Source organism: Psychroflexus salinarum, from assembly GCF_042677225.1.
Lineage (GTDB): Bacteria > Bacteroidota > Bacteroidia > Flavobacteriales > Flavobacteriaceae > Psychroflexus > Psychroflexus salinarum.
In genome coordinates, this window is record NZ_JBHTIV010000006.1 from 77,661 (window position 1) to 97,801 (window position 20,141).

General features: G+C 32.6%; 20 protein-coding genes. 6 read left to right on the forward strand and 14 right to left on the reverse strand.

Annotation, left to right across the window (positions count from 1 at the left end):
* Positions 1–103: 103 nt before the first annotated feature.
* The 9 genes from ACFQ0R_RS06180 to ACFQ0R_RS06220 form a co-directional block, all read right to left on the reverse strand.
* Complete coding sequence (locus tag ACFQ0R_RS06180) at positions 104–685, reverse strand: type 1 periplasmic binding fold superfamily protein (RefSeq protein ID WP_379657519.1); 582 nt, start codon at positions 683–685, stop codon at positions 104–106.
* Positions 686–700: 15 nt separating this feature from the next.
* Entirely contained in the window at positions 701–3,115 is a 2,415-nt protein-coding gene (locus ACFQ0R_RS06185) for a TonB-dependent receptor (RefSeq protein ID WP_379657520.1), read from the reverse strand.
* A 48-nt stretch (positions 3,116–3,163) separates the two neighbouring features.
* A complete protein-coding gene (locus tag ACFQ0R_RS06190) occupies positions 3,164–3,436 on the reverse strand; it encodes a hypothetical protein (protein WP_379657521.1) in 273 nt (90 codons plus the stop codon).
* A 95-nt stretch (positions 3,437–3,531) separates the two neighbouring features.
* Complete coding sequence (locus ACFQ0R_RS06195) at positions 3,532–3,849, reverse strand: DUF6787 family protein (RefSeq protein ID WP_379657522.1); 318 nt, start codon at positions 3,847–3,849, stop codon at positions 3,532–3,534.
* 19 nt (positions 3,850–3,868) lie between these two features.
* Positions 3,869–4,276, reverse strand: a complete 408-nt coding sequence (locus ACFQ0R_RS06200) for a DUF6146 family protein (protein ID WP_379657523.1) — start codon at positions 4,274–4,276, stop codon at positions 3,869–3,871.
* An 8-nt stretch (positions 4,277–4,284) separates the two neighbouring features.
* Positions 4,285–5,058, reverse strand: coding sequence for a septal ring lytic transglycosylase RlpA family protein (locus tag ACFQ0R_RS06205; RefSeq protein WP_379657524.1), 774 nt, complete (start codon positions 5,056–5,058; stop codon positions 4,285–4,287).
* A gap of 5 nt (positions 5,059–5,063) precedes the next feature.
* Complete coding sequence (locus ACFQ0R_RS06210) at positions 5,064–6,014, reverse strand: NAD(P)-dependent oxidoreductase (RefSeq protein ID WP_379657525.1); 951 nt, start codon at positions 6,012–6,014, stop codon at positions 5,064–5,066.
* 10 nt (positions 6,015–6,024) lie between these two features.
* Complete coding sequence (gene serC, locus ACFQ0R_RS06215) at positions 6,025–7,095, reverse strand: 3-phosphoserine/phosphohydroxythreonine transaminase (protein ID WP_379657526.1); 1,071 nt, start codon at positions 7,093–7,095, stop codon at positions 6,025–6,027.
* A gap of 1 nt (position 7,096) precedes the next feature.
* Positions 7,097–8,137, reverse strand: coding sequence for an acyl-CoA reductase (locus ACFQ0R_RS06220; protein WP_379657527.1), 1,041 nt, complete (start codon positions 8,135–8,137; stop codon positions 7,097–7,099).
* Between the two features lie 61 nt (positions 8,138–8,198).
* Here ACFQ0R_RS06220 and ACFQ0R_RS06225 point away from each other — a divergent pair, with 61 nt between their 5' ends.
* From ACFQ0R_RS06225 to ACFQ0R_RS06235, 3 genes are all read left to right on the forward strand, one after another.
* Positions 8,199–8,549 carry a 4Fe-4S dicluster domain-containing protein gene (locus ACFQ0R_RS06225; protein ID WP_379657528.1) on the forward strand — a complete coding sequence of 117 codons (351 nt, stop codon included), beginning with the start codon at positions 8,199–8,201 and terminating at the stop codon, positions 8,547–8,549.
* Between the two features lie 172 nt (positions 8,550–8,721).
* On the forward strand, positions 8,722–10,602 hold the full coding sequence (locus ACFQ0R_RS06230; protein ID WP_379657529.1) for a DNA topoisomerase IV subunit B: 1,881 nt from the start codon (positions 8,722–8,724) through the stop codon (positions 10,600–10,602).
* A 459-nt stretch (positions 10,603–11,061) separates the two neighbouring features.
* Positions 11,062–13,653: a DNA gyrase/topoisomerase IV subunit A gene (locus ACFQ0R_RS06235; RefSeq protein WP_379657530.1), complete on the forward strand. Its 2,592-nt coding sequence runs from the start codon at positions 11,062–11,064 to the stop codon at positions 13,651–13,653.
* On the opposite strand, the gene ACFQ0R_RS06240 is transcribed toward ACFQ0R_RS06235, so the two are convergent.
* Together ACFQ0R_RS06240 and ACFQ0R_RS06245 are read right to left on the reverse strand one after the other, a co-directional pair.
* Positions 13,650–14,018, reverse strand: coding sequence for a DNA topoisomerase IV (locus ACFQ0R_RS06240; protein WP_379657531.1), 369 nt, complete (start codon positions 14,016–14,018; stop codon positions 13,650–13,652). The genes ACFQ0R_RS06235 and ACFQ0R_RS06240 overlap by 4 nt on opposite strands.
* A 41-nt stretch (positions 14,019–14,059) precedes the next feature.
* The gene (locus ACFQ0R_RS06245) at positions 14,060–14,482 is read right to left on the reverse strand and encodes a helix-turn-helix transcriptional regulator (protein WP_379657532.1); all 423 of its coding nucleotides are present in this window, start codon (positions 14,480–14,482) and stop codon (positions 14,060–14,062) included.
* A gap of 295 nt (positions 14,483–14,777) precedes the next feature.
* Between ACFQ0R_RS06245 and ACFQ0R_RS06250 the strand changes: the two genes are divergently transcribed.
* Both ACFQ0R_RS06250 and ACFQ0R_RS06255 read left to right on the forward strand, forming a co-directional pair.
* Entirely contained in the window at positions 14,778–15,926 is a 1,149-nt protein-coding gene (locus ACFQ0R_RS06250; protein ID WP_379657533.1) for a M14 family zinc carboxypeptidase, read from the forward strand.
* A gap of 86 nt (positions 15,927–16,012) precedes the next feature.
* Positions 16,013–16,495 carry an Lrp/AsnC family transcriptional regulator gene (locus ACFQ0R_RS06255; RefSeq protein WP_093368261.1) on the forward strand — a complete coding sequence of 161 codons (483 nt, stop codon included), beginning with the start codon at positions 16,013–16,015 and terminating at the stop codon, positions 16,493–16,495.
* Positions 16,496–16,556: 61 nt separating this feature from the next.
* Here the strand turns inward: ACFQ0R_RS06255 and ACFQ0R_RS06260 are convergent, their stop codons facing one another.
* Together ACFQ0R_RS06260 and ACFQ0R_RS06265 are read right to left on the reverse strand one after the other, a co-directional pair.
* The gene (locus tag ACFQ0R_RS06260; RefSeq protein ID WP_379657534.1) at positions 16,557–17,267 is read right to left on the reverse strand and encodes a YebC/PmpR family DNA-binding transcriptional regulator; all 711 of its coding nucleotides are present in this window, start codon (positions 17,265–17,267) and stop codon (positions 16,557–16,559) included.
* Between the two features lie 9 nt (positions 17,268–17,276).
* Positions 17,277–17,660, reverse strand: a complete 384-nt coding sequence (locus tag ACFQ0R_RS06265; protein ID WP_379657535.1) for a hypothetical protein — start codon at positions 17,658–17,660, stop codon at positions 17,277–17,279.
* Between the two features lie 223 nt (positions 17,661–17,883).
* Between ACFQ0R_RS06265 and ACFQ0R_RS06270 the strand changes: the two genes are divergently transcribed.
* Entirely contained in the window at positions 17,884–19,383 is a 1,500-nt protein-coding gene (locus ACFQ0R_RS06270; RefSeq protein WP_379657536.1) for a DEAD/DEAH box helicase, read from the forward strand.
* Between the two features lie 134 nt (positions 19,384–19,517).
* Here ACFQ0R_RS06270 and ACFQ0R_RS06275 read toward each other — a convergent pair whose 3' ends face one another.
* Positions 19,518–20,138, reverse strand: a complete 621-nt coding sequence (locus ACFQ0R_RS06275) for a YqaA family protein (protein WP_379657537.1) — start codon at positions 20,136–20,138, stop codon at positions 19,518–19,520.
* Positions 20,139–20,141: the final 3 nt, after the last annotated feature.

The following is a 20,141-nucleotide window of genomic DNA, read 5'->3' on the forward strand; positions in this document are numbered from 1 at the left end:
CAGATTATTTAAAGGGCTAATTGATACAGAACTTTAAATATCACACAAACATTAAGGACAGCTCTTTTTTAATGCTGAAGTTGTTTAGCTATGTTGTCATAAATTACTGGATACTTACATTAAATGTTACCTCGATATCGGTTTCTCCTCCAACTAAATCTGCATCGTATATTCCATCACTGGCACCTTCTGCAAACTTATTTCCTTCATGAATCAACAAAACGGTAAAATTGCCTTGGCTTTCAGATCCTGTTTCCAAAGTAAATTCTACTCCTATAGGGTTTCCATCAGCATCAATATTTTCACCTACCAAACTGTATTGAATCGTAAAGTCTAGTGAATTTGCTGGTAAATAAAAAACCTGATGTTCTTCACCTTCTTCAACAACTTCTTCGGTAATATCTTCCACGGGTTCTTCATTCTCATTAAGAAACTGCGTTCTACCTTTATAAGTAGTATTGGCTTGTAATTCGCTTGTAGAAACTACTGGATCAGAAACACCTCCATCTAAGTCGGTATAGCTAAAGGCTTCAAATTCTTGACCTCCGTCAGGAGTTAAAAACACCTTCAAAGTTGTGATTTCTTCTTCTTCATTAATGACTTGTGGTGCATCATCATCGTCTGAGCATGCACTAAAAACTAGTGTGGCCACAAGACTTAAACTTAATAATTTGATTATTTTCATAGTTTTAATTTTTAATTAATAATTGAGTTTTAACTGTAACATAGCATTCGTGCCAACTTCATCAGCATAAAATCGTAAAGCATTAAGATAGCTTCTGTAAGATGTGTTTAATAAGTTATTGACTAGAAGATTAATACTTAAGTTTTTATTACCTAACTTAAATTTCATTCCACTTTTTAAATTGAGTAGGTGGTAAGCATTTGGTGGTGAACTTATATCCAGTTCTTCTTCTTGAAACTCACCATTAGTCCGATTGATGACCCTAACATCAAAATTATTATCTGGAAATCGAGTTTGCTCCGTAATTAACTGACTGTTTAAAGAAAGAAAAAAACCATTCCATTCTGGCTTTTTGTAAGTAAGAGTATTAGAAATATTAAAGGGAGGCATATTGATGAGGGCTTCATCTCGTTCCAGGTCTTTTCCGTTAACATATGCCAAATTCGATACTAAATCGAAGTTTTGGTACGTATAACTTAAGGAAGCATCTATGCCAAAAAGCCTGGAATTACTTTGTCTGTACTGCCAGACAGGAAATGCCCCTCTGATGGTTGTATCCGTTCCTGAAGGTTCCAGAATTATAAAATCATCCACATAATTAAAGTAGGGTTGAATGTTGAATCCAAAATCATGGATTGCCCCTTGGAGTTCAGCTCCAATCTTAAATGATTGTTCAGAATCAATTCGCAATTCACCGAGTTCTATTCTAGCCAGACTATGGTGAAGGCCGTCACTAAATAGTTCTGAAGGGTTAGGAGCCCTGCTGGCTGAGCTCAGGTTGGTAGTTAACTGCCAGTTATTATTGAACGTATGTGTTGCACCGACAGTCCCGGAAATATTATGATAATCAAAATTTGGTGTGGTGAGGAGTTGCCCACTTTCAGTAAATCCGGTTTCAAACTGAGGGAAAATTTTATCATAGTTTAATTCTTCCCATCTGGATTCAAAATAAAATTTTTCTGCATCGATGGTGCTGAAATCATAACGAACTCCAGCATCAATTTTCCATCTATTATTTAAAGCGTATTCAGTTGTTGCAAAAACGCCTGCAGAATACATGTCATAATCTGGAATCAATCGTCTCACACCAGTATCTGGATCAGGAACATTGGTCTGGGCATTTACTTCTAAGCCAAAATTGGAATCGAAATCTTCTACAGCTGTCCACTCCAATTGGGCTAAAACAGTGTGTGTCTTTAAGTTCATGTCCATGGCAGGTACGTCCCTTAATTCTCCTCTTCTTACATCAAATTCCTGTCTGTCATTATTCTGAAACGAATACTGAAGGCTGACTTCGCCAATGTCATTTAGCTTTTTAAAGGCATTTAACTTAAAAATTTGATGCGTTACTTCCTGTTTGGGACTTGTAATGTCATAAGAGAAGTCATCAATAAAAAAGGGTTCTTGCCTATTGATTGATAACACCAGGTCGGTAATATTGCCAATGTGAGAGGCTCTTAGAATTCCGATTTCGGAATTTGTTAATTTATAACTGAAATCGATGCCATAATCTATTTTATTAAGCCCAACTCCCAAGCTAATATTATTTCCTTGTTGTCCGGTATTAGTGAGCTGATAATCTGGAGCTTTTAAATCTCCAAGTCTTTTTAAGCTTCCTTGAATTCTGTAATTGAATCCATTAGCATTAGCTTTTATCAAGCTGGAAGAAAGTGTTCCCCCACGTCCATTTGTTGCTCCAGTTAAGATAGTTTTACCTATAAGAGTATCTTTTATGGGAGCTTTCCGGGGTTCGATTACAATAGTTCCGCCTACTGCGTCGCCACCATATTTTAAGGCAGACGCACCTTTTATGACCGTAATATTTGCTGCGGAATTAATATCAACATTTGGAGCATGATCTTCTCCCCATTGCTGGTCATGAAGCCTTACATTATCATTTATAATTAAAACTCTTGAGCTATGAAGACCTTGGATAATAGGTTTTACAATAGAACTTCCAGTATTGAGTGAAGAAACACCACTAATGCTTTTTAATGCATCTCCCAAAGAAGCATTACTAAAACTTTCAAGCTCTTCAGTCTTTATCTGATTGGATATAGCTGAATTGAGATTTTTATCATAAAGCTTTCCTTTAAGTAAGACCTCATTAAGTTCTTCAAGATGATGCTCCAGGCGAAAGTTGATTTTAATATTCTGTGTTAGTGTAATGGATTTAGTTTGTGTTTCACAATAAGGATGTGAAACTTCAATTTTTAAATCTCCTTCACAGACATTTTTAATTTCAAAATTTCCGTTTTTATCGCTGTAAGCGAAATTATTTTGATTTGTAATAGAAACTACAGCACCTTGAAGAGGTGAATTATCATGTATATCGATAACTTGACCTGATATAGAGTAATTACAGTCCTGAGCAAAAGATGATGAACCAAAAAATAAAATGAATGACAAAAGAATTAACTTCTGATACATATAATATAAATTTAAACTAGTAAAAAAAAATAAAGGTTTTAGGAAACTTTAGACTAGTTTAAACGGAGGGGGTTTATTATAATATTTTCCAGATTTCTTAATGATAACAGGACATTCCAAATAAGTTGAAATTGAAACTTCAATATCGACTTTTAAATATTCAAACTCTGGCTCTTGAATTACTGGAAGACTGAAATTATAATCTTCTTGACTACTCGATACATATTCATCACACGTTTGGCAATGTTCTATTGATGAATTGTTACCTTCAAACAAATGACTCAATGCATGAGCATTCACGACAGTTGTCGTAAATATCATAAATAACATTAAGCTGAATATTTGTTTTAAATTCAAAGTCAATTAAATTTTTGCTAAAGTAATGTTTTTAATCAAAATATAAACATTATTAACTTTTATTGAAAAAGGAAACCGAGTCCAAGTCTGGAAAGCATTTTCTTTTCAAAATTCCAAAAGAATTTATTTTGACCAAATAGAGTACCAATTACTACAAGTAAAACTTGATAAATAGGGAAAATAAATAAAATTCTTAATGAATAATAAAAAAAGCCTCCAGCAAAATGTTTTGGGAATACATCACGAGATAATCCCAAAAAAGATAAAACTGGTTTTGCTAAATAGGCCGATAATGAGCCTGTAATAGCAAATACTATAAAAATTATAACCAATTGAAAGTTGGACTGAATATTCCAGCGTTCTTTTAATTTTTTCATGTTGCAAAAATACAAAAGCTTATCGCAACTTTTGCCTATATTTTTCTTGAAAATAAACGAAATAGTGATAAAGAAGGTAATTTACTTCGTATCCATAATCTTTGTTGTATTCATAATTGATTTGTTCCGGATACAATTTTGGATCAAATTGAAAAGAATTTAAGACTCTTTGATTGTATGATATCACAAAAAGTCTATTGCGTTGTTCTAAGTAATTTAAGTTGTAATAACCTCTTGGTCTTTGGGTTGCAAGCCACGAATGAAAGCCTGGTTCAAAGATGATAATTTCATATTCTAGGCTGTCATTAGCAATACGTATTGTGTCATTCTTGCTTCCGTTATGATTTAATTCATTGCCAGTTCTTTCTTTTTGAACAGAACAACTTATAATGCTAACGAGGAATAAAAAAGGTAAAAAATACTTCATTCATAAAGTTAATCCTTTTTAATCATATCAACAATAAATGAGTCTGGATATTTATCTTGTATTCTATCCCTGAAATTTTCCGCAGATCTTCTGTTATTAAACTGACCTAAAATGACTGTATAAACTTTTGTCCCTTGAAAACTTTTGACTTGAATTAAAACCTTACTATTGTAACTAATCTTCAATCGGTTGGAGAGTCTAAGCAAATTATCACTTTCTTGAAAACTTGCTATTTGTACACCATAAAAATCAGGATTAATTTTATCTACATTTAGTTCATAGAATTCTTTTATCTCTTCATTGTTCTTAGAAGAATTCTGTAAGTTTTCTGATCTATTTTTTTTAATTCCAGAAGTATTCTCTAAAGCGCGTTCCTCTTTTTCTGGATTGTTTGGAGCTACATACTCAGCCTTTTCATTAGAAACATTAGCATCATCATCAAGAACTTCTATACGTACATTTGTAACGCCATTATCTATTATATTCAGTGACTGTGCCACAGATCTAGATAAATCGATAATTCTTCCTCTTATAAAGGGACCTCTATCATTAATTTTTACAATAGCAGTTTTATTATTTTCAAGATTAACCACTTTTACTTTAGTACCAAATGGTAACTTACGATGAGCTGCAGTTGATAGATTGTGCTTGTAGATCTCTCCACTGGCTGTTGGGCGTCCCTCAAATTTATCTGCATAAAATGAAGCTTTACCAGATTGAGTTTGACCCATACAGGTTAAATGAATCAGTGTGATTAATAATCCTATTATGAATGTTTTCATGGTATTTAATTCAAAAATGAAATAATTTGATTCGCGAGCTCAACAGCTATTCTATCTTGAGTTTCCTGTGTAGCTCCAGCGATATGTGGACTTAATGATAATTTAGGATTCATAAGTAATTGAACTGGAGGCTGGGGTTCATCTTCAAAAACGTCCAATGCACCAAACATTAATTCATTGTTATCAAGAGACTTAACCAAGGATACCTCGTCTAAACATTTACCATGAGACGTATTGATTATACCAGCTGTAGCTTTCATTTTTTGAATTTCTTTAGAGCCGATAATATAATTTTCGGATTCAGGAATGTGAAGGCTTACCACATCTGAAGTTGATAAAACTTCGTCTAAAGAAGATGATTTCAAACTGAACTTTATAGATTGATTATCCGTAAAATTCAATTCTAATTCAGCAGACTTTGTCCTTTTATCATGAAATTTAACTTTCATTCCTAATGCTAAACCTTTTTTAGCTACTTCCTGTCCAACTTTTCCAAATCCTATAATTCCTAAAGTTTTGTCTTTTACTTCTATTCCTCCAGAAAATGAACGCTTAAGGGAATTAAAACTTTGATCTCCCTCCAGTGGCATTTCTCGATTGGAGTCTTTGAGGTGTCTCATACAGCTCAAAAGGTGTGCTATTGTGAATTCTGCAACGCTATTGCTCCAGGCATGCTCTGCATGGAAAACTTCAATGTTTTTTTGATTTGCCAAATCCAAATCAATATGACTTGTGTTTCTATCGCAATTCCCGATAAACTTAAGAGAAGTCAATTCAGAAATTATTGATTTTGATAGTGGAGTAGTGCTTTTGACTAAAATCCCTTCAATGGTATTGGAATTGATAAAGCTGGTTAATTGATTTGGAGCTACATTTTTAATGATAACTTCATGACCTGCATCTTCTAATAAATGGGAGCCAGCTTCAGAAAAGCCATCTGTTGCTAATATTTTCATTCAAAATTATTTAAATAGTTTTTTCAAAATGCTTCATAACGTCAACAAGTGTCTCAACACTTTCAATTGACAAAGCGTTATACATCGAAGCTCTGTAACCACCAATACTTCTATGACCATTCAATCCATTTATGTTTGCTGATTGCCAAAGCTCGTCAAATCTCGGAGCTAATTTTTCGTCCTTCAAAGTAAAAGTAGCGTTCATCATAGAACGATCTTCTTTTTCTGTAAACCCTTTAAACAAGGGGTTTCTATCAATTTCAGAATAAATTGATTCAGATTTTTTCTGATTCTTTTTTTCAATTGCTGAAACGCCACCATTTCTAGCCAACCATTCCATAGTAAGCATGGAAACATATACAGAAAAAACAGGCGGTGTGTTAAACATGCTTTCTCTCTTAATAAAGAGTTCGTAATTCATCATTGAAGGGATGTCTCTAGTAACTTTCCCTAAAATATCTTCTTTTACAACGACTAGGGTTGCTCCTGCAGGACCCATGTTTTTTTGTGCGCCTGCATATATAAGATCGAATTGTGAGTAATCTATTTCTCTGGAAAAAATATCGCTACTCATGTCGCATACCAATGGCATTTTAACAGTTTCGGGAAATGACTTCATCTGAGTGCCAAAAATGGTATTATTGCTCGTGCAGTGTAAATAATCCAAATCTGTAGGTACCTCATATTGTTTTGGAATATAATTGTAGTTTTTGTCTTTTGAACTTGCGACAACTTCTACATTCCCAAAGTTTTTGGCCTCTTTGATGGCATTTGCAGACCATGTTCCAGTATCTAGATAGCCTGCTTTTTTTTCAAGAAGATTATAAGCAGTCATTAAAAACTGCATACTCGCACCTCCCTGCATAAATAAAGCTTTATACCCTTTATTATTTAAATTTAGTTGTTCTAGCGCGAGAGCTCTTGCTTTTTCAATAATTTCAACAAAAGCAGCACTTCTATGAGATATTTCTAAGATAGATAATCCAGAACCATCTAAATCTATAACTGATTGTGAAGCTTTTTCAAAAACTTCTAAAGGAAGTATACAAGGTCCAGCACTAAAATTATGAGGTCTTTCCATTCTATTTATCTTTTTGTATCAAAAACTTTATGGTGTCTACACCGTCTGCGTAATCAGATAATTTTGGGTGTTGAGCTTGGCCAAAATTCGCGTCAGCAAACTTGTCTTTCCCAACGATACATTGAATATTTTCTTTTTCCTTCTCAAGCCGTTGTTTCAATTGAGCTTTATTAGAATAATTTTCATAAAACAAAACACCAATAGGTGAAGAAAATTGTTCATCTTCCTTTAAAATTAAAAAACCATTGTCAAGTAATTTTACAGAGCTCATCAGATAAACAGCTTTATTGTAATCGTAATTATTGGCATATTTATGATGATTTATAATGTCTTTATAATTAAACATTGCTTTAAAAAAGTCATCAAAATCATAATCTTGCGGGACAAATAATTTGGAAACATTTCTGCAACCCAACCCGAAGTATTTAAAAATATCATCACCTAATTTTTCTAATTCTTCTTTTGATTCTGTTCCATCCAAAACCACTATTGAATTTCTGTTTTTACGTATGATATGTGGTTTGTCTTTAAAGTAATACTCAAAGTAACGAGCAGTATTGTTACTGCCAGTAGCAATTACAGCATCAAACTCTGGTAATCTGTCTTTTGTGAATTCAATTTTAGATTTGAACTCAGGTTGCATAGCGATAAGCTCTTCAGCGAGAAAAGGAATCAACAAACTATCGTTGGAAGATAATTTACCAACAAAATGATGTCCTGTAATCAATACACTCAAAAAGTCGTGAAAACCAACTAAAGGAATATTCCCTGCCATCACCACCGCAACTCTTTTTTTACTAAACTCCTCAATTGTGTAGGCTTGAAGCCAATTTGATAAATTTTCTTTGGTTAGAGCTTTTGTCCACTCCTGTAATGCAGAATGAATTTGATCTTGAGTGAACCAAGCATTTTGTAACTCGGCATTACGTATGACATTAGTCAATTTTTGTGAAAAATTAGAGCTTGAGTCATTAGAATCTACGTAATTTTGTAAAGAAATTCCTAGTTTTGAAAATGCCTCTATTCTGGTTTGTAAAGTCATATGTTTGGCTAACCTTTGTAGTGTTGCTATTTTTGAACAAACTTACATAAATATTACTCAAATGGCTATTAAAATAACAGACGAATGTATCAATTGCGGTGCTTGCGAGCCCGAATGTCCTAACACTGCAATTTATGAAGGAGCAGATGATTGGAGATACGCTGACGGTACCGACCTCGAAGGTGATATAGTTCTTCCAAATGGTAAAGAAGTAAATTCTGAAGAAGCTCAAGAACCAATTAGTGACGAATTATATTATATTGTAGCAGATAAATGTACAGAGTGTCTCGGTTTTCATGAAGAACCTCAGTGTGCAGCAGTTTGTCCAGTCGATTGTTGTGTTCCAGACGAAGAACACGAAGAAACAGAAGAAGAATTACTAGGTAAGCAATCTTTTATGCACAAAGAATAATAAATTTTTTATCACAAAATTTAAACCTCTAGGCTTCAAAGCTATGGAGGTTTTTTATTTAGAGTAAAAATAAAAACCTCAAAAAGGATTTAAACTAATTCTTAGATTTTAAATTTGCTTCAGATTTTTATTTTAAAGAAATCGTAGTATATTTCGCTGTTGAGAAAAATTTATGACAGAAGAAACAAAGTACACAGAGGACAACATCAAATCACTCGACTGGAAGCAACACATACGTATGCGACCAGGTATGTATATTGGTAAACTCGGTGATGGTTCTGGAGCTGATGATGGGGTTTACATATTATTAAAAGAAGTACTAGACAATTCTGTAGATGAATTTGTCATGGGGTCTGGTAGAACTATAGAAGTGTCTATCCAGAACTCTAAAGTCATTGTTAGAGATTATGGTCGAGGTATTCCATTGGGAAAAGTTGTAGATGTTGTATCCAAGATGAACACTGGAGGGAAATACGATACCAACGCTTTTAAAAAATCTGTTGGTCTTAATGGTGTTGGTACCAAGGCTGTTAATGCATTATCAAGCTATTTTAGAGTAGAATCCACCAGAGATAATAAGTCAGTTTCTGCTGAATTTGAGCAAGGAAACTTAGTGAATAAAGAAGACCTTGATGAAACTTCAAGACGACGAGGAACCAAAGTTACTTTTATCCCAGATGAAGTCATTTTCAAAAAATATAATTTCAGAAATGAATATATTGAGAAAATGCTTAAAAACTATGTCTACCTCAATCCTGGTTTGACCATTCTTTTTAACGGGGAAAAATTTTATTCAGAAGAAGGATTAAAAGATTTATTAAGCGATAGAATAAGAGAGGAAGATCGTTTGTTTCCGATTATTCATTTGAAAGGGAATGATATCGAAGTTGCCATTACCTTTAGTAAGGCACAGTATTCTGAAGAATACCATTCGTTTGTGAATGGCCAAAATACAACACAAGGCGGAACTCATCAGACGGCTTTCAGGGAAGCAATTGTTAAAACAATAAGAGATTTTTACAAAAAGAATTTCGACCCTAGTGATATTAGAAAATCGATAGTTTCTGCCATCAGCATCAAGGTCATGGAGCCTGTTTTTGAAAGTCAAACCAAAACTAAGCTTGGTTCTACAGATATGGGAGGGGACTTGCCAACGGTACGAACTTATATCATGGATTTTATGAAGCAGAAGTTAGATAACTTTCTTCATAAAAATAACGAAACTGCAGAACAGTTACACAAAAAGATTCTTCGTGCCGAAAAGGAACGCAAAGATCTTTCTGGCATTCGTAAACTGGCAAAAGACAGAGCTAAGAAAGCAAGTGTTCATAATAAGAAACTTAGAGATTGTAGGATACATCTTGAAGATACCAAAAAGGAAGGTTATTTGGAAACCACACTTTTCATTACAGAAGGTGATTCTGCAAGCGGAAGTATTACTAAATCAAGGGATGTCAATACTCAAGCAGTATTCAGTCTTAAAGGAAAACCACTAAATTCTTATGGACTAAGCAAAAAAATAGTCTATGAAAATGAAGAATTCAATCTTTTGCAAGCAGCCTTGAATATTGAGGATTCCCTTGAAGATTTACGTTATAATAATATCGTAATTGCAACAGATGCTGATGTAGATGGAATGCATATTAGGTTATTGATTATTACTTTCTTCCTTCAGTTTTTCCCAGAATTGATTAAGGAAGGGCATTTATATATTTTACAAACACCACTTTTTAGAGTTAGAGATAAAAAGCAAACCTTTTACTGTTACTCTGAAACCGAAAGGAGGGAAGCTATTAAAACTCTAAGAGGGAAGCCAGAAATAACTCGCTTTAAAGGTTTAGGTGAGATTTCACCAGATGAGTTTAAAAATTTTATTGGTGATGATATTCGTTTGGACCCTGTAATGTTGGATAAATATAAAAGCATACCAGAGATTTTAGAGTTTTATATGGGTAAAAATACCCCAGATCGTCAAAACTTTATTATTGATAACTTGAAAGTAGAAATTGACCTCGTTGAGGAGGTTGAAGAAGAAATTCATGAGGTTAAGTAATCATAGATTAGTCAAAATAATTCCTGGTGTGTATTACTTTTCAGTAATACTTTTTTTACTTATTATATTTTTAAATCAACAATTAGGCAGACAGCTTTTCCCCTCAGACAAATATTATTTTGCTGCTCTTATATTGGTAGGTTTGTGGTTAATTTACATTTATTTTGCTGGAAAATACTTTGAATATGATAGCGAAGGAAGTCTTGTCTCATTTTTGAATAGAGGAGCAATTTTATCTGAATTCATCAATTACAGGACAAAAATCCATGAAGTAAAAAAAGAAAAAATAAGTAGCTACAAAATATATAACTTATTGTTTTACAGAAGATTAATTGTTTTGTGTTCAACTAAAAATTCGCATAAAAACTTCAATATTAATATCAGCATGTTGAGTCCGAAAAAAACAAGATATCTCAAATTATCTCTTGATAAAATAATAGCAAAAAACCAAACTAACCTATGAGTGACGATTTAGATTTAACTTCTGATTCTCAAGATGATTTTGATCCAACTGCTAAAGACGAATCTATAAAAGTCACAGGCATGTTCCAAGAATGGTTTTTGGATTATGCTTCATATGTAATTTTAGAAAGAGCTGTCCCTGCTATTGAAGACGGTTTCAAACCTGTTCACCGTCGAATCTTACATTCTATGAAAGATTTGGATGACGGTCGTTATACTAAAGTTGCAAATATTGTAGGTCATACGATGCAGTATCACCCTCATGGGGATGCAAGTATTGGAGATGCTATAGTTCAAATAGGTCAAAAAGATATTCTTATCGACACTCAGGGAAATTGGGGTAACATTCTTACTGGGGATAGTGCTGCGGCTTCCAGATACATTGAAGCTCGCTTATCAAAATTTGCACTGGATGTAGTTTTCAATCCTAAAACCACGGAATGGCAAATCTCCTATGATGGAAGAAAACAAGAGCCTGTAAACCTCCCTGTAAAATTCCCAATGATTCTTGCCCAAGGTGCAGAAGGGATCGCAGTAGGATTGAGTACAAAAATTTTACCTCATAATTTTATTGAACTGATAGAAGCATCTATTAAACATCTTGAGGGTAAACGCTTTAGTATATTTCCTGATTTTGCAACCGGTGGTGTTGTCGATGTTTCCAATTACAATGATGGATTAAGAGGTGGAAAACTTCGAGTAAGAGCAAATATTGAGATTAGAGATAAAAATCTGCTCGTCGTCAACGAAATTCCTTACTCTACGAATACTTCAACCCTCATTGATTCAATACTAAAAGCTAATGACAAGGGAAAAATTAAAATTAAAAAGATTGAAGATAATACTTCTTCTGAAGTTGAGATTCTAATTCATTTACCCAATAATATTTCGCCAGATAAAACAATAGATGCTCTTTATGCGTTTACAAATTGCGAAGTTTCTATTTCTCCTTTAAGCTGTGTCATTATAGATGATAAACCACATTTTTTAGGAGTTTCGGAACTTTTGAGAAGAAGTACAGAGAATACGGTTCATTTATTAAAAACTGAATTAGAAATAAAGCTTGGAGAGCTTGAAGAACAATGGCATTTTGCTTCCCTTGAGAAGATTTTTATTGAAAAAAGGATTTATAGAGATATAGAGGAAGAAGAAACCTGGGAAGGTGTCCTGGAGGCTATCAATCTTGGCTTACAGCCTCACATTAAGCATTTGAAACGCGAAATCACAAGAGATGATATCACAAGATTAACTGAAATAAAGATTAAAAGAATTTCAAAATTTGATCTTGATAAAGCCGAACAAAAAATTGAAGCTCTGGAAGGTGATATTGAAAATGTAAAGCATGATTTAAATCATTTAATTGATTACTCTATTAATTATTTTAAAAATCTCAAAGAAAAATACGGTGCTGGAAAAGAACGTAAAACAAAAATCCAGCTCTTTGAAGATATTGAAGCTACCAAGGTAGTTATCAGAAATACAAAACTCTATGTTAATAGGAGTGAAGGTTTTATTGGTACTTCCATGAAAAAAGAGGAGTATGTAACCGATTGTAGTGATATAGACGACATCATTTGCTTCACAGAAGACGGAACCATGATGGTTACTAAAGTTGAGGGTAAAACTTTTATAGGCAAAAACATTATTTATGTAGGGATCTTTAAGAAAAAAGATAAACGAACTATTTACAATCTTATTTACAGAGATGGTAAATCTGGATACAACTATATGAAACGCTTTGCTGTAACCTCAATCACTAGGGATAGAGCTTACAGCGTAGGAAAAGATAAGCCAGGCACTAAGGTTTTATACTTTTCTGCTAATCCAAACGGTGAAGCAGAGCTAGTGACTGTTTTCTTAAGACAGAAAAAAGGACTGAAACGCTTAAAATTCGACATTGATTTCTCCGACCTGGCTATAAAGGGAAGAAATGTAAAAGGGAATCTGGTTTCTAAAATGCCAATTAAAAATGTCGAGATGAAAGAAGAAGGTGTTTCTACACTTAAGCCTCGTAAGATTTGGTTTGATGAAACAGTTAGACGTCTCAATGTAGATGAACGTGGAGAACTTCTAGGCGCATTCAAAGGCGAAGACAGACTTCTTATAGTAAGACAAAATGGAATTGTCAAAACCATTATTCCAGAATTGTCTACTCATTTTGAAAATGACGTTATAATCATGGAAAAATGGAATCCAAAGAAACCCATATCTGCAGTTTACTGGGAAGGAGAAAAGGAACGATATTATGTCAAACGTTTTGTAATTGATCAACCTGAGAAAGAAGACTTAATCATAACAGACCATCCAAACTCACAGCTAGAAGTTATCTCAACAGATTATATTCCTAGAATTGAGATAGAATATAAAAAGGCCAGAGGTAAAGATAGAAAGGAGAATGAAACTGTAAATATTGAAGAATTTATATCTGTAAAAGGTATTAAAGCTCAAGGAAATCAACTAACTTCTGAAAACGTTAAGCAGATTGATTTAATAGATCCATTGCCTTATGAAGAAGAAACACCAGAAAAAGAAGAAAATCAAATAGACGATGATAAGCATGGTAATCAACAATCTTCACTGTTTGACTAGTCTATTTTAGTTACACGCCCTTTTTGCTTTTTATTTTTTCCCACTATACTGTACTCAAATGTATAAGAATTATTTGCAGTGGAAAGAATTTTCATATGAATACGCTGTTGTTCAGTTCTATTTTTGGGGTTTATAGATTTTAAGACATACTCACAATCGTTAATCCAACGAATTGAAGCTGTGTCTTTCTTATTTTTGTAGATCTCAACTTCAATAGAATCATTTCTAATAAAAGTGGTTTTTACTAAATCTCCATCCAAATAAGTTTCAAATTCAAAAGTTCCTGTTTTAAAATCCTTGCATTCGCGTTGAGGGTTATAACAAGACACAAAACTTAAACTCAGAAGTACTAGTAAATAACGCATTTAGTTTTTTGTGCGAAAATAATCCAAATGAATAGACTGCTTTAGTTTTTAGGATAATTTTCATAGGATTCAAAACTCCCATCAGAATAAAAAATAATTACTTTATTTATTCTCTTTGCAGTAGAGGACGATTTATTTATTTCTTTATCAATTGATGCTAGCTTTTCAGTTATCTTTTCTTTGCTCTCACTTTTGTATTCTGTTTTATTCCCCATCTCGTCATCATCTTTTCGACCAGTAGGAGGAAAACTTCCTTTTCCATTTAATAACCAATACAACTCAACTTCTTCAAAAGTAGAAACTACTTTCATAACAAAGTCTAAGCTAGGTTTATTTCTCCCAGAAAGAATGTGAGAGATAGAAGCTCTACCGACATCTATTTTATCCGCAAAGGAGGATGCAGATAGGTCATAATAATCAAAAATTTCTTTTAACCTATTCGAAAATTCATCACTGTTTACCATTGTAAATTACTTAAAAGTAAATATTTTTATCAGGTGACTAATGTATACAATAATAAACAGTTAAAGAATAAAATATCTTAATAACCTCAATATTATTTAAAGTAATAGTTTAAGTAATTAGTATTATATTCCTATTTTATAGTATTTTAAATATAAAATTAGTGCTTGAAGGAATATTTCCAACCCAGTACAGGTTAGATAGTAATAAGCTTAACGAATAAGTTTACAATTGTAAAGATAATGAACTTTACAATTGTTTACAAATGTGTATTTTGATTTTAATACATTTGTAAACATGAAATTACAAGCACCACAGTTTTCAATTTTACTTAAAGATTACTCTAAATTTAAAAGTTCTAAGTTATACGGCAGATACCTTAAAGAAGATGATGTATTGCAAAATCTGAGATCTCTGTCTTATAAGTTCAAAATTAAAAATGAAGGTTGTTCTGAAGAAGGCCGGATTATAACTTCTTTTCATTTAGGTAAAGGAAAAACAAAGATTTTGATTTGGTCACAGATGCATGGTAATGAAACCACCACTACAAAATCAGTTTTCGATTTATTAAATTATTTAAATCTTAATGATGAATTTACTAAAGAATTATTTGAGAAATGTAGACTAATTATTATTCCAGTTCTGAATCCAGATGGTGCTGTGAATTATACAAGGGTCAATTCTAATGGCGTTGACTTAAATAGAGATGCATTTCAAAAAACTCAAGCTGAAAGCAAAGTTTTGCAAACTATATATTCTAATTTTAAACCTGATGTTTGCTTCAATATGCATGATCAGCGAACGATATTTAGCGCCGGAAAGACCAATAAACCAGCTACACTATCTTTCCTTTCACCTTCTTTTAATGAAACTCGAGACATAAATCAAATTAGAAAGAAATCTATGAGTTTGATTTCATCCGCAAACCAGCTGCTTCAAAAATTTATACCAGGTCAAATAGGAAGATATGATGATGGATTTAATATCAATTGTATAGGAGATTTTTTTCAAAAAAATGGAACACCAACTGTTCTCTTTGAAGCTGGTCATTTTCCTTCTGATTATGAACGTGAAGAGACTCGAAAATATATTTTTATTTCTTTATTAAATATGATCATCGACGTTGTAAATGATGAAGAATTAAAATCAACTAACGAATATTTTGCAATTCCAGAAAATGACAAACTTTATTATGACCTTATCATTAAAAATATTTTGAAGGGCAATAGAACTTTAGATTTAGCAGTTCAATACCAGGAAACTTTAATTGATGATAAGATTGAATTTATTCCTTTTATAGAAAAAATTGATAATCTTGAATTATTTTACGGTCATCGTGTGATTGATGCGCAGAATCAATCATTAAAATTCAAAAAACACACTACTTTAAAAGAAGGTGAGATTTTGTCATCATTTAAACTCAACGATAACGATTTCGTTATGTAATCATTATTTAATTTAACAAACCTTTCTTTTTTAATGATTATTTTTAATTATTTTTGCCAAATATTTAAAATAATAAGATTTAATACATGAAAGGAAAACTGAAACTTGACGAGACAGATCACCAAATTCTCAATATGCTTATCGATAATACGAGAACACCATTTACAGATATTGCAAAAAAACTGGATATTTCTGCGGGTACTGTCCACGTACGGGTCAAAAAGATGGAAGAGAGTGGGATTATAATTGGATCATCTTTAACCTTGAATTATAAAAAATTAGGTTATACATTTATAGCCTACGTTGGGATATTTCTTGAAAAAACTTCTCAAACTCAATTTGTTCTCAACAGAATTGAAGAAATACCCAATATAACCGTAGCACACGTAACTACTGGCAAATTCAATCTATTCTGTAAAATAAGAGCAAAAAATACTGAACATGCTAAAAATATCATTTTTCTAATTGATGATATTGATGGTGTAAGTAGAACTGAGACTATGATTTCAATGGAAGAAAGTCTAAATGATAAAACAAGATTAATGAAATCAATTTTTGAAAATATGTAAGAAATTTCTTCTTGCAAAAAAAAATAAAAAGGCTAAAGTTAATTCTCTAGCCTTTTTTAGTTTATTCGTTCATAGTATGATATACATTTTGAACATCGTCATCTTCTTCAATTTTTTCTAAAAGCTTTTCAACATCCTCTTTCTGTTCATCAGGAAGAGTTTTAGTTACTTGTGGGATTCTATCAAATCCTGAAGATGCTATTTCAATATTTCTTTCTTCTAGAAATTTTTGAATATCTCCAAAATTTTGGAATGGAGCATAAATCATAATTCCATCTTCATCTTCAAAGACTTCTTCTGCTCCAAAATCTATCATCTCCAGCTCCAGTTCTTCAACATCAATCCCTTCAGAAGCAATTCTAAAATTACAAGTATGATCAAACATAAATTCAACAGAACCAGATGTACCAAGATTACCATCACATTTATTGAAATATGACCTGATATTAGCAACAGTTCGGTTTGTATTGTCAGTAGCTGTTTCCACTAATATGGCAATACCATGAGGAGCGTAACCTTCGTATAAAACCGTTTTGTAATCGCCAAGACTTTTATCGGAAGCTCTTTTAATAGCTCTTTCGACGTTGTCTTTTGGCATATTGGCAGCCTTAGCATTTTGTATAACTGCTCTAAGCTTTGCATTAGTTTCTGGATCTGGACCTCCTTCTTTAACTGCCATTACAATATCTTTACCTAGTCTGGTAAAAGTTTTGGCCATGGCAGACCAACGTTTCATTTTCCTGGCTTTTCTAAACTCAAATGCTCTTCCCATTCTTATTTTTTATTCTGCAAATGCTTCCATTTTGCGATTATATTCTCTTATTTCAGCCTTATTTACTGGATTATCAGACTTTTTAATCAAATTGATTAAATATAAGAGACTCTCAGATCCTGTTATGATTTCCGAATTTTCAGGTTCGATTTCTTCACCTGTTTCTTCATCAACAAGAGGCTCGTCCTGAGGAATAGGTATTGCAAACACTTCATTTTCCTCCACATGCTCAGACACCAATCTTAGTGTTTTAGCTACAACAGGTAGACTTTCTTCTACGGCATATGGTCTTAATTCTTTAACCATTTCCACCACATCGTCTGTAACAATTTGATTGGACTCTAGGGTTTTGACAATAGAATCTATAAGTTTAAGTGCTTTTTTATTTTCCAAGGGTTTTGATTTTTTAGATGTTATGCAAAAATAATTTTTAGTTTATATATATAGGTAGTTGTTTATACTATTTTCAAAAATAAGCATTAATTCTCATGCAGTAGGTTTTTTACGATGCTTAGATTTTGACTTATAATTTGCTAAATAATTTCAATAAACCCTTTAATCTGCGTATTTTTGCAAATCTTAAATTAGTAATTCACATTTCAACTCAAGGAAGTTTATGCCTGAAAACACTGCAGAAAAGAGCCTCTACGATTATCAAGAAAGGGACTTAATAAAGATTTTTGATAAAATTGAGAATTCTCCAGATAATTTTAATTTATTATACCAACTCCCTACGGGAGGTGGTAAAACAGTTGTATTTTCTGAAATCGTAAGGAGATATATTGAAAAAACAGGTAAAAAAGTAATTGTACTTACCCATAGAATTGAACTTTGCAAGCAAACTTCCGATATGCTCGAAGGTTTCGGAGTTCAAAATAAAATTATCAATTCTAAAGTTAAGGAACTTTCAGATGATAATGAATATATGTGTTTTGTCGCGATGGTTGAAACCTTAAATAACAGGCTCAACGAAGAAAAGCTAAACATGAAAAATGTTGGCTTAGCCATTATTGATGAAGCGCACTACAACTCATTTACAAAGCTTTTCAAATATTTAGAAAAGGCTTTCATACTAGGCGTAACGGCTACACCGCTAAGTTCAAATATTAAGCTTCCAATGCATAGAAATTATGAAGAACTCATCGTAGGGAATTCAATTTCTTCACTTATTGAAAAGGGCTTTTTAGCTGAGGCCAAAATGTTTAGTTATGATGTTGGCTTAGGAACGCTTCAAGTGGGAATTACAGGTGATTATACTGTTAAATCTTCTGAAGACTTGTATACCAATCTGGATATGCAAGAAAAGCTTATTCAGGCTTATGAAGAAAAATGTAAAGGGAAAAAAACTCTAATTTTTAATAACGGTATCAATACGTCATGGTATGTCTATCAGACATTTAAAGATGCTGGTTATGAAATTAAACACCTTGATAATACTCATAACAAAAAAGAACGTAGGGATATTCTTAAATGGTTTAGAGAGAAGCCAGATGCCATTCTTACTTCTGTAAGTATTCTTACTACAGGGTTTGATGAGCCTACAGTAGAAAATATTATCCTTAACAGAGCTACAAAGTCTTTGACTTTATATTTTCAAATGATTGGCAGAGGGTCTCGAAAACTTCCTAATAAAGACACCTTTAATGTTATTGATTTAGGAAATAACATTGCTCGATTTGGCCCCTGGGATGCCTCAGTAGATTGGCAACTTATCTTTGAAAACCCAGATTACTTCTTAGATAATATGGTCTCTGACGAAGAAATTGAACTTAACTTCAAGTATGAAATGCCTGAAGAAGTTAGAGAAATGTTTAAAGAATCAGAAGATGTTGACTTTGATATAAGGAGAAGATATAACGAAACTGTTAATAATGGAGAAAAATCTAAATTAGTTTTAGAAGAATCGATAGCTCAACATGCAAGAATGTGCGCTGAAAATTCTGAGGATGTATTTGACGCAAGAATTCTGGCTAGAGAATTAAAAGATGATATCAAAGACAGAATAAAGAGATATTCCAATTGTATTATCAACAATACCAAAAATTATAGAGACTGGTTATATGAAGATTACGTAAGAAAACTACGTGTCAAAATAAATGAACATTTTATGGAATAATCCATTTTATTAAGGGCTATCTTTTTAAAAGATAGCCCTTAATTTTTAAACCTTGTTTTATGCATTTTATTTAGGTTTAAAAACTAAAAAAAAATAAGAACAGCAAGATTAAAATGTGATCAAAACTAAACCTATTATAAAGCCCCGAATATAAGCGCTCCGTAAATAGCGAATCTAGCAAGTCTTAATAACCCGTAAAGTAAATAACTTCCAAAAGGAAATTTAATTATTCCTGCAGACATACTAGCAATCGCAAAAGGAAGTGGGAGCAATGCTCCAGCAATTATTAAGATTCCACCCCATTTTCTCATGTTTTTGATATGTTTAGCCATTTTCACTTCCAAATACACAAAAACGGAAGGTATACTAGCAATTCCTCTACCTACAAAATAAGAAATAATTCCGCCCATATAAGACAAAATAGCTAAGATGGATAGAAATCCCCAAGGCGAGACAGATTTACCACACCAGGCAATAAAAATTTCTGGAGGAATAAGTCCTAAAATAGATTCTGAAGCGAAAAAAATAGCAAAAACTGCAACTGGAGGAAAATTCTCGGTTACGTAAATAAGCATTGTATTCACATCGATAACAAAGAAATGTATACCAAGTAATACAGCAATAAAGATTAAGATTGGTGGTGCAGCCTTAATTAAACTTCTACCCAAAAAACTGTAAAATCCAGTGTAAGTATAATACTGGTGAAGTAATCTCAAGTGAGATTTTCGATTAGGATTTTTCTTTTTCTTACTCATAAT

Bases quoted from the DNA above. Each gene is read 5' to 3' on its own strand.
- ACFQ0R_RS06250 (WP_379657533.1), top strand. From the start codon at position 14,778: ATGAAATTACAAGCACCACAGTTTTCAATTTTACTTAAAGATTACTCT.
- ACFQ0R_RS06195 (WP_379657522.1), bottom strand. From the start codon at position 3,849: ATGAAAAAATTAAAAGAACGCTGGAATATTCAGTCCAACTTTCAATTG.
- ACFQ0R_RS06240 (WP_379657531.1), bottom strand. From the start codon at position 14,018: ATGCGTTATTTACTAGTACTTCTGAGTTTAAGTTTTGTGTCTTGTTAT.
- serC (WP_379657526.1), bottom strand. From the start codon at position 7,095: ATGGAAAGACCTCATAATTTTAGTGCTGGACCTTGTATACTTCCTTTA.
- ACFQ0R_RS06210 (WP_379657525.1), bottom strand. From the start codon at position 6,014: ATGAAAATATTAGCAACAGATGGCTTTTCTGAAGCTGGCTCCCATTTA.
- ACFQ0R_RS06235 (WP_379657530.1), top strand. From the start codon at position 11,062: ATGAGTGACGATTTAGATTTAACTTCTGATTCTCAAGATGATTTTGAT.
- ACFQ0R_RS06225 (WP_379657528.1), top strand. From the start codon at position 8,199: ATGGCTATTAAAATAACAGACGAATGTATCAATTGCGGTGCTTGCGAG.
- ACFQ0R_RS06180 (WP_379657519.1), bottom strand. From the start codon at position 685: ATGAAAATAATCAAATTATTAAGTTTAAGTCTTGTGGCCACACTAGTT.
- ACFQ0R_RS06220 (WP_379657527.1), bottom strand. From the start codon at position 8,137: ATGACTTTACAAACCAGAATAGAGGCATTTTCAAAACTAGGAATTTCT.
- ACFQ0R_RS06185 (WP_379657520.1), bottom strand. From the start codon at position 3,115: ATGTATCAGAAGTTAATTCTTTTGTCATTCATTTTATTTTTTGGTTCA.
- ACFQ0R_RS06275 (WP_379657537.1), bottom strand. From the start codon at position 20,138: ATGAGTAAGAAAAAGAAAAATCCTAATCGAAAATCTCACTTGAGATTA.
- ACFQ0R_RS06255 (WP_093368261.1), top strand. From the start codon at position 16,013: ATGAAAGGAAAACTGAAACTTGACGAGACAGATCACCAAATTCTCAAT.
- ACFQ0R_RS06245 (WP_379657532.1), bottom strand. From the start codon at position 14,482: ATGGTAAACAGTGATGAATTTTCGAATAGGTTAAAAGAAATTTTTGAT.
- ACFQ0R_RS06200 (WP_379657523.1), bottom strand. From the start codon at position 4,276: ATGAAGTATTTTTTACCTTTTTTATTCCTCGTTAGCATTATAAGTTGT.
- ACFQ0R_RS06270 (WP_379657536.1), top strand. From the start codon at position 17,884: ATGCCTGAAAACACTGCAGAAAAGAGCCTCTACGATTATCAAGAAAGG.
- ACFQ0R_RS06230 (WP_379657529.1), top strand. From the start codon at position 8,722: ATGACAGAAGAAACAAAGTACACAGAGGACAACATCAAATCACTCGAC.
- ACFQ0R_RS06260 (WP_379657534.1), bottom strand. From the start codon at position 17,267: ATGGGAAGAGCATTTGAGTTTAGAAAAGCCAGGAAAATGAAACGTTGG.
- ACFQ0R_RS06190 (WP_379657521.1), bottom strand. From the start codon at position 3,436: ATGATATTTACGACAACTGTCGTGAATGCTCATGCATTGAGTCATTTG.
- ACFQ0R_RS06205 (WP_379657524.1), bottom strand. From the start codon at position 5,058: ATGAAAACATTCATAATAGGATTATTAATCACACTGATTCATTTAACC.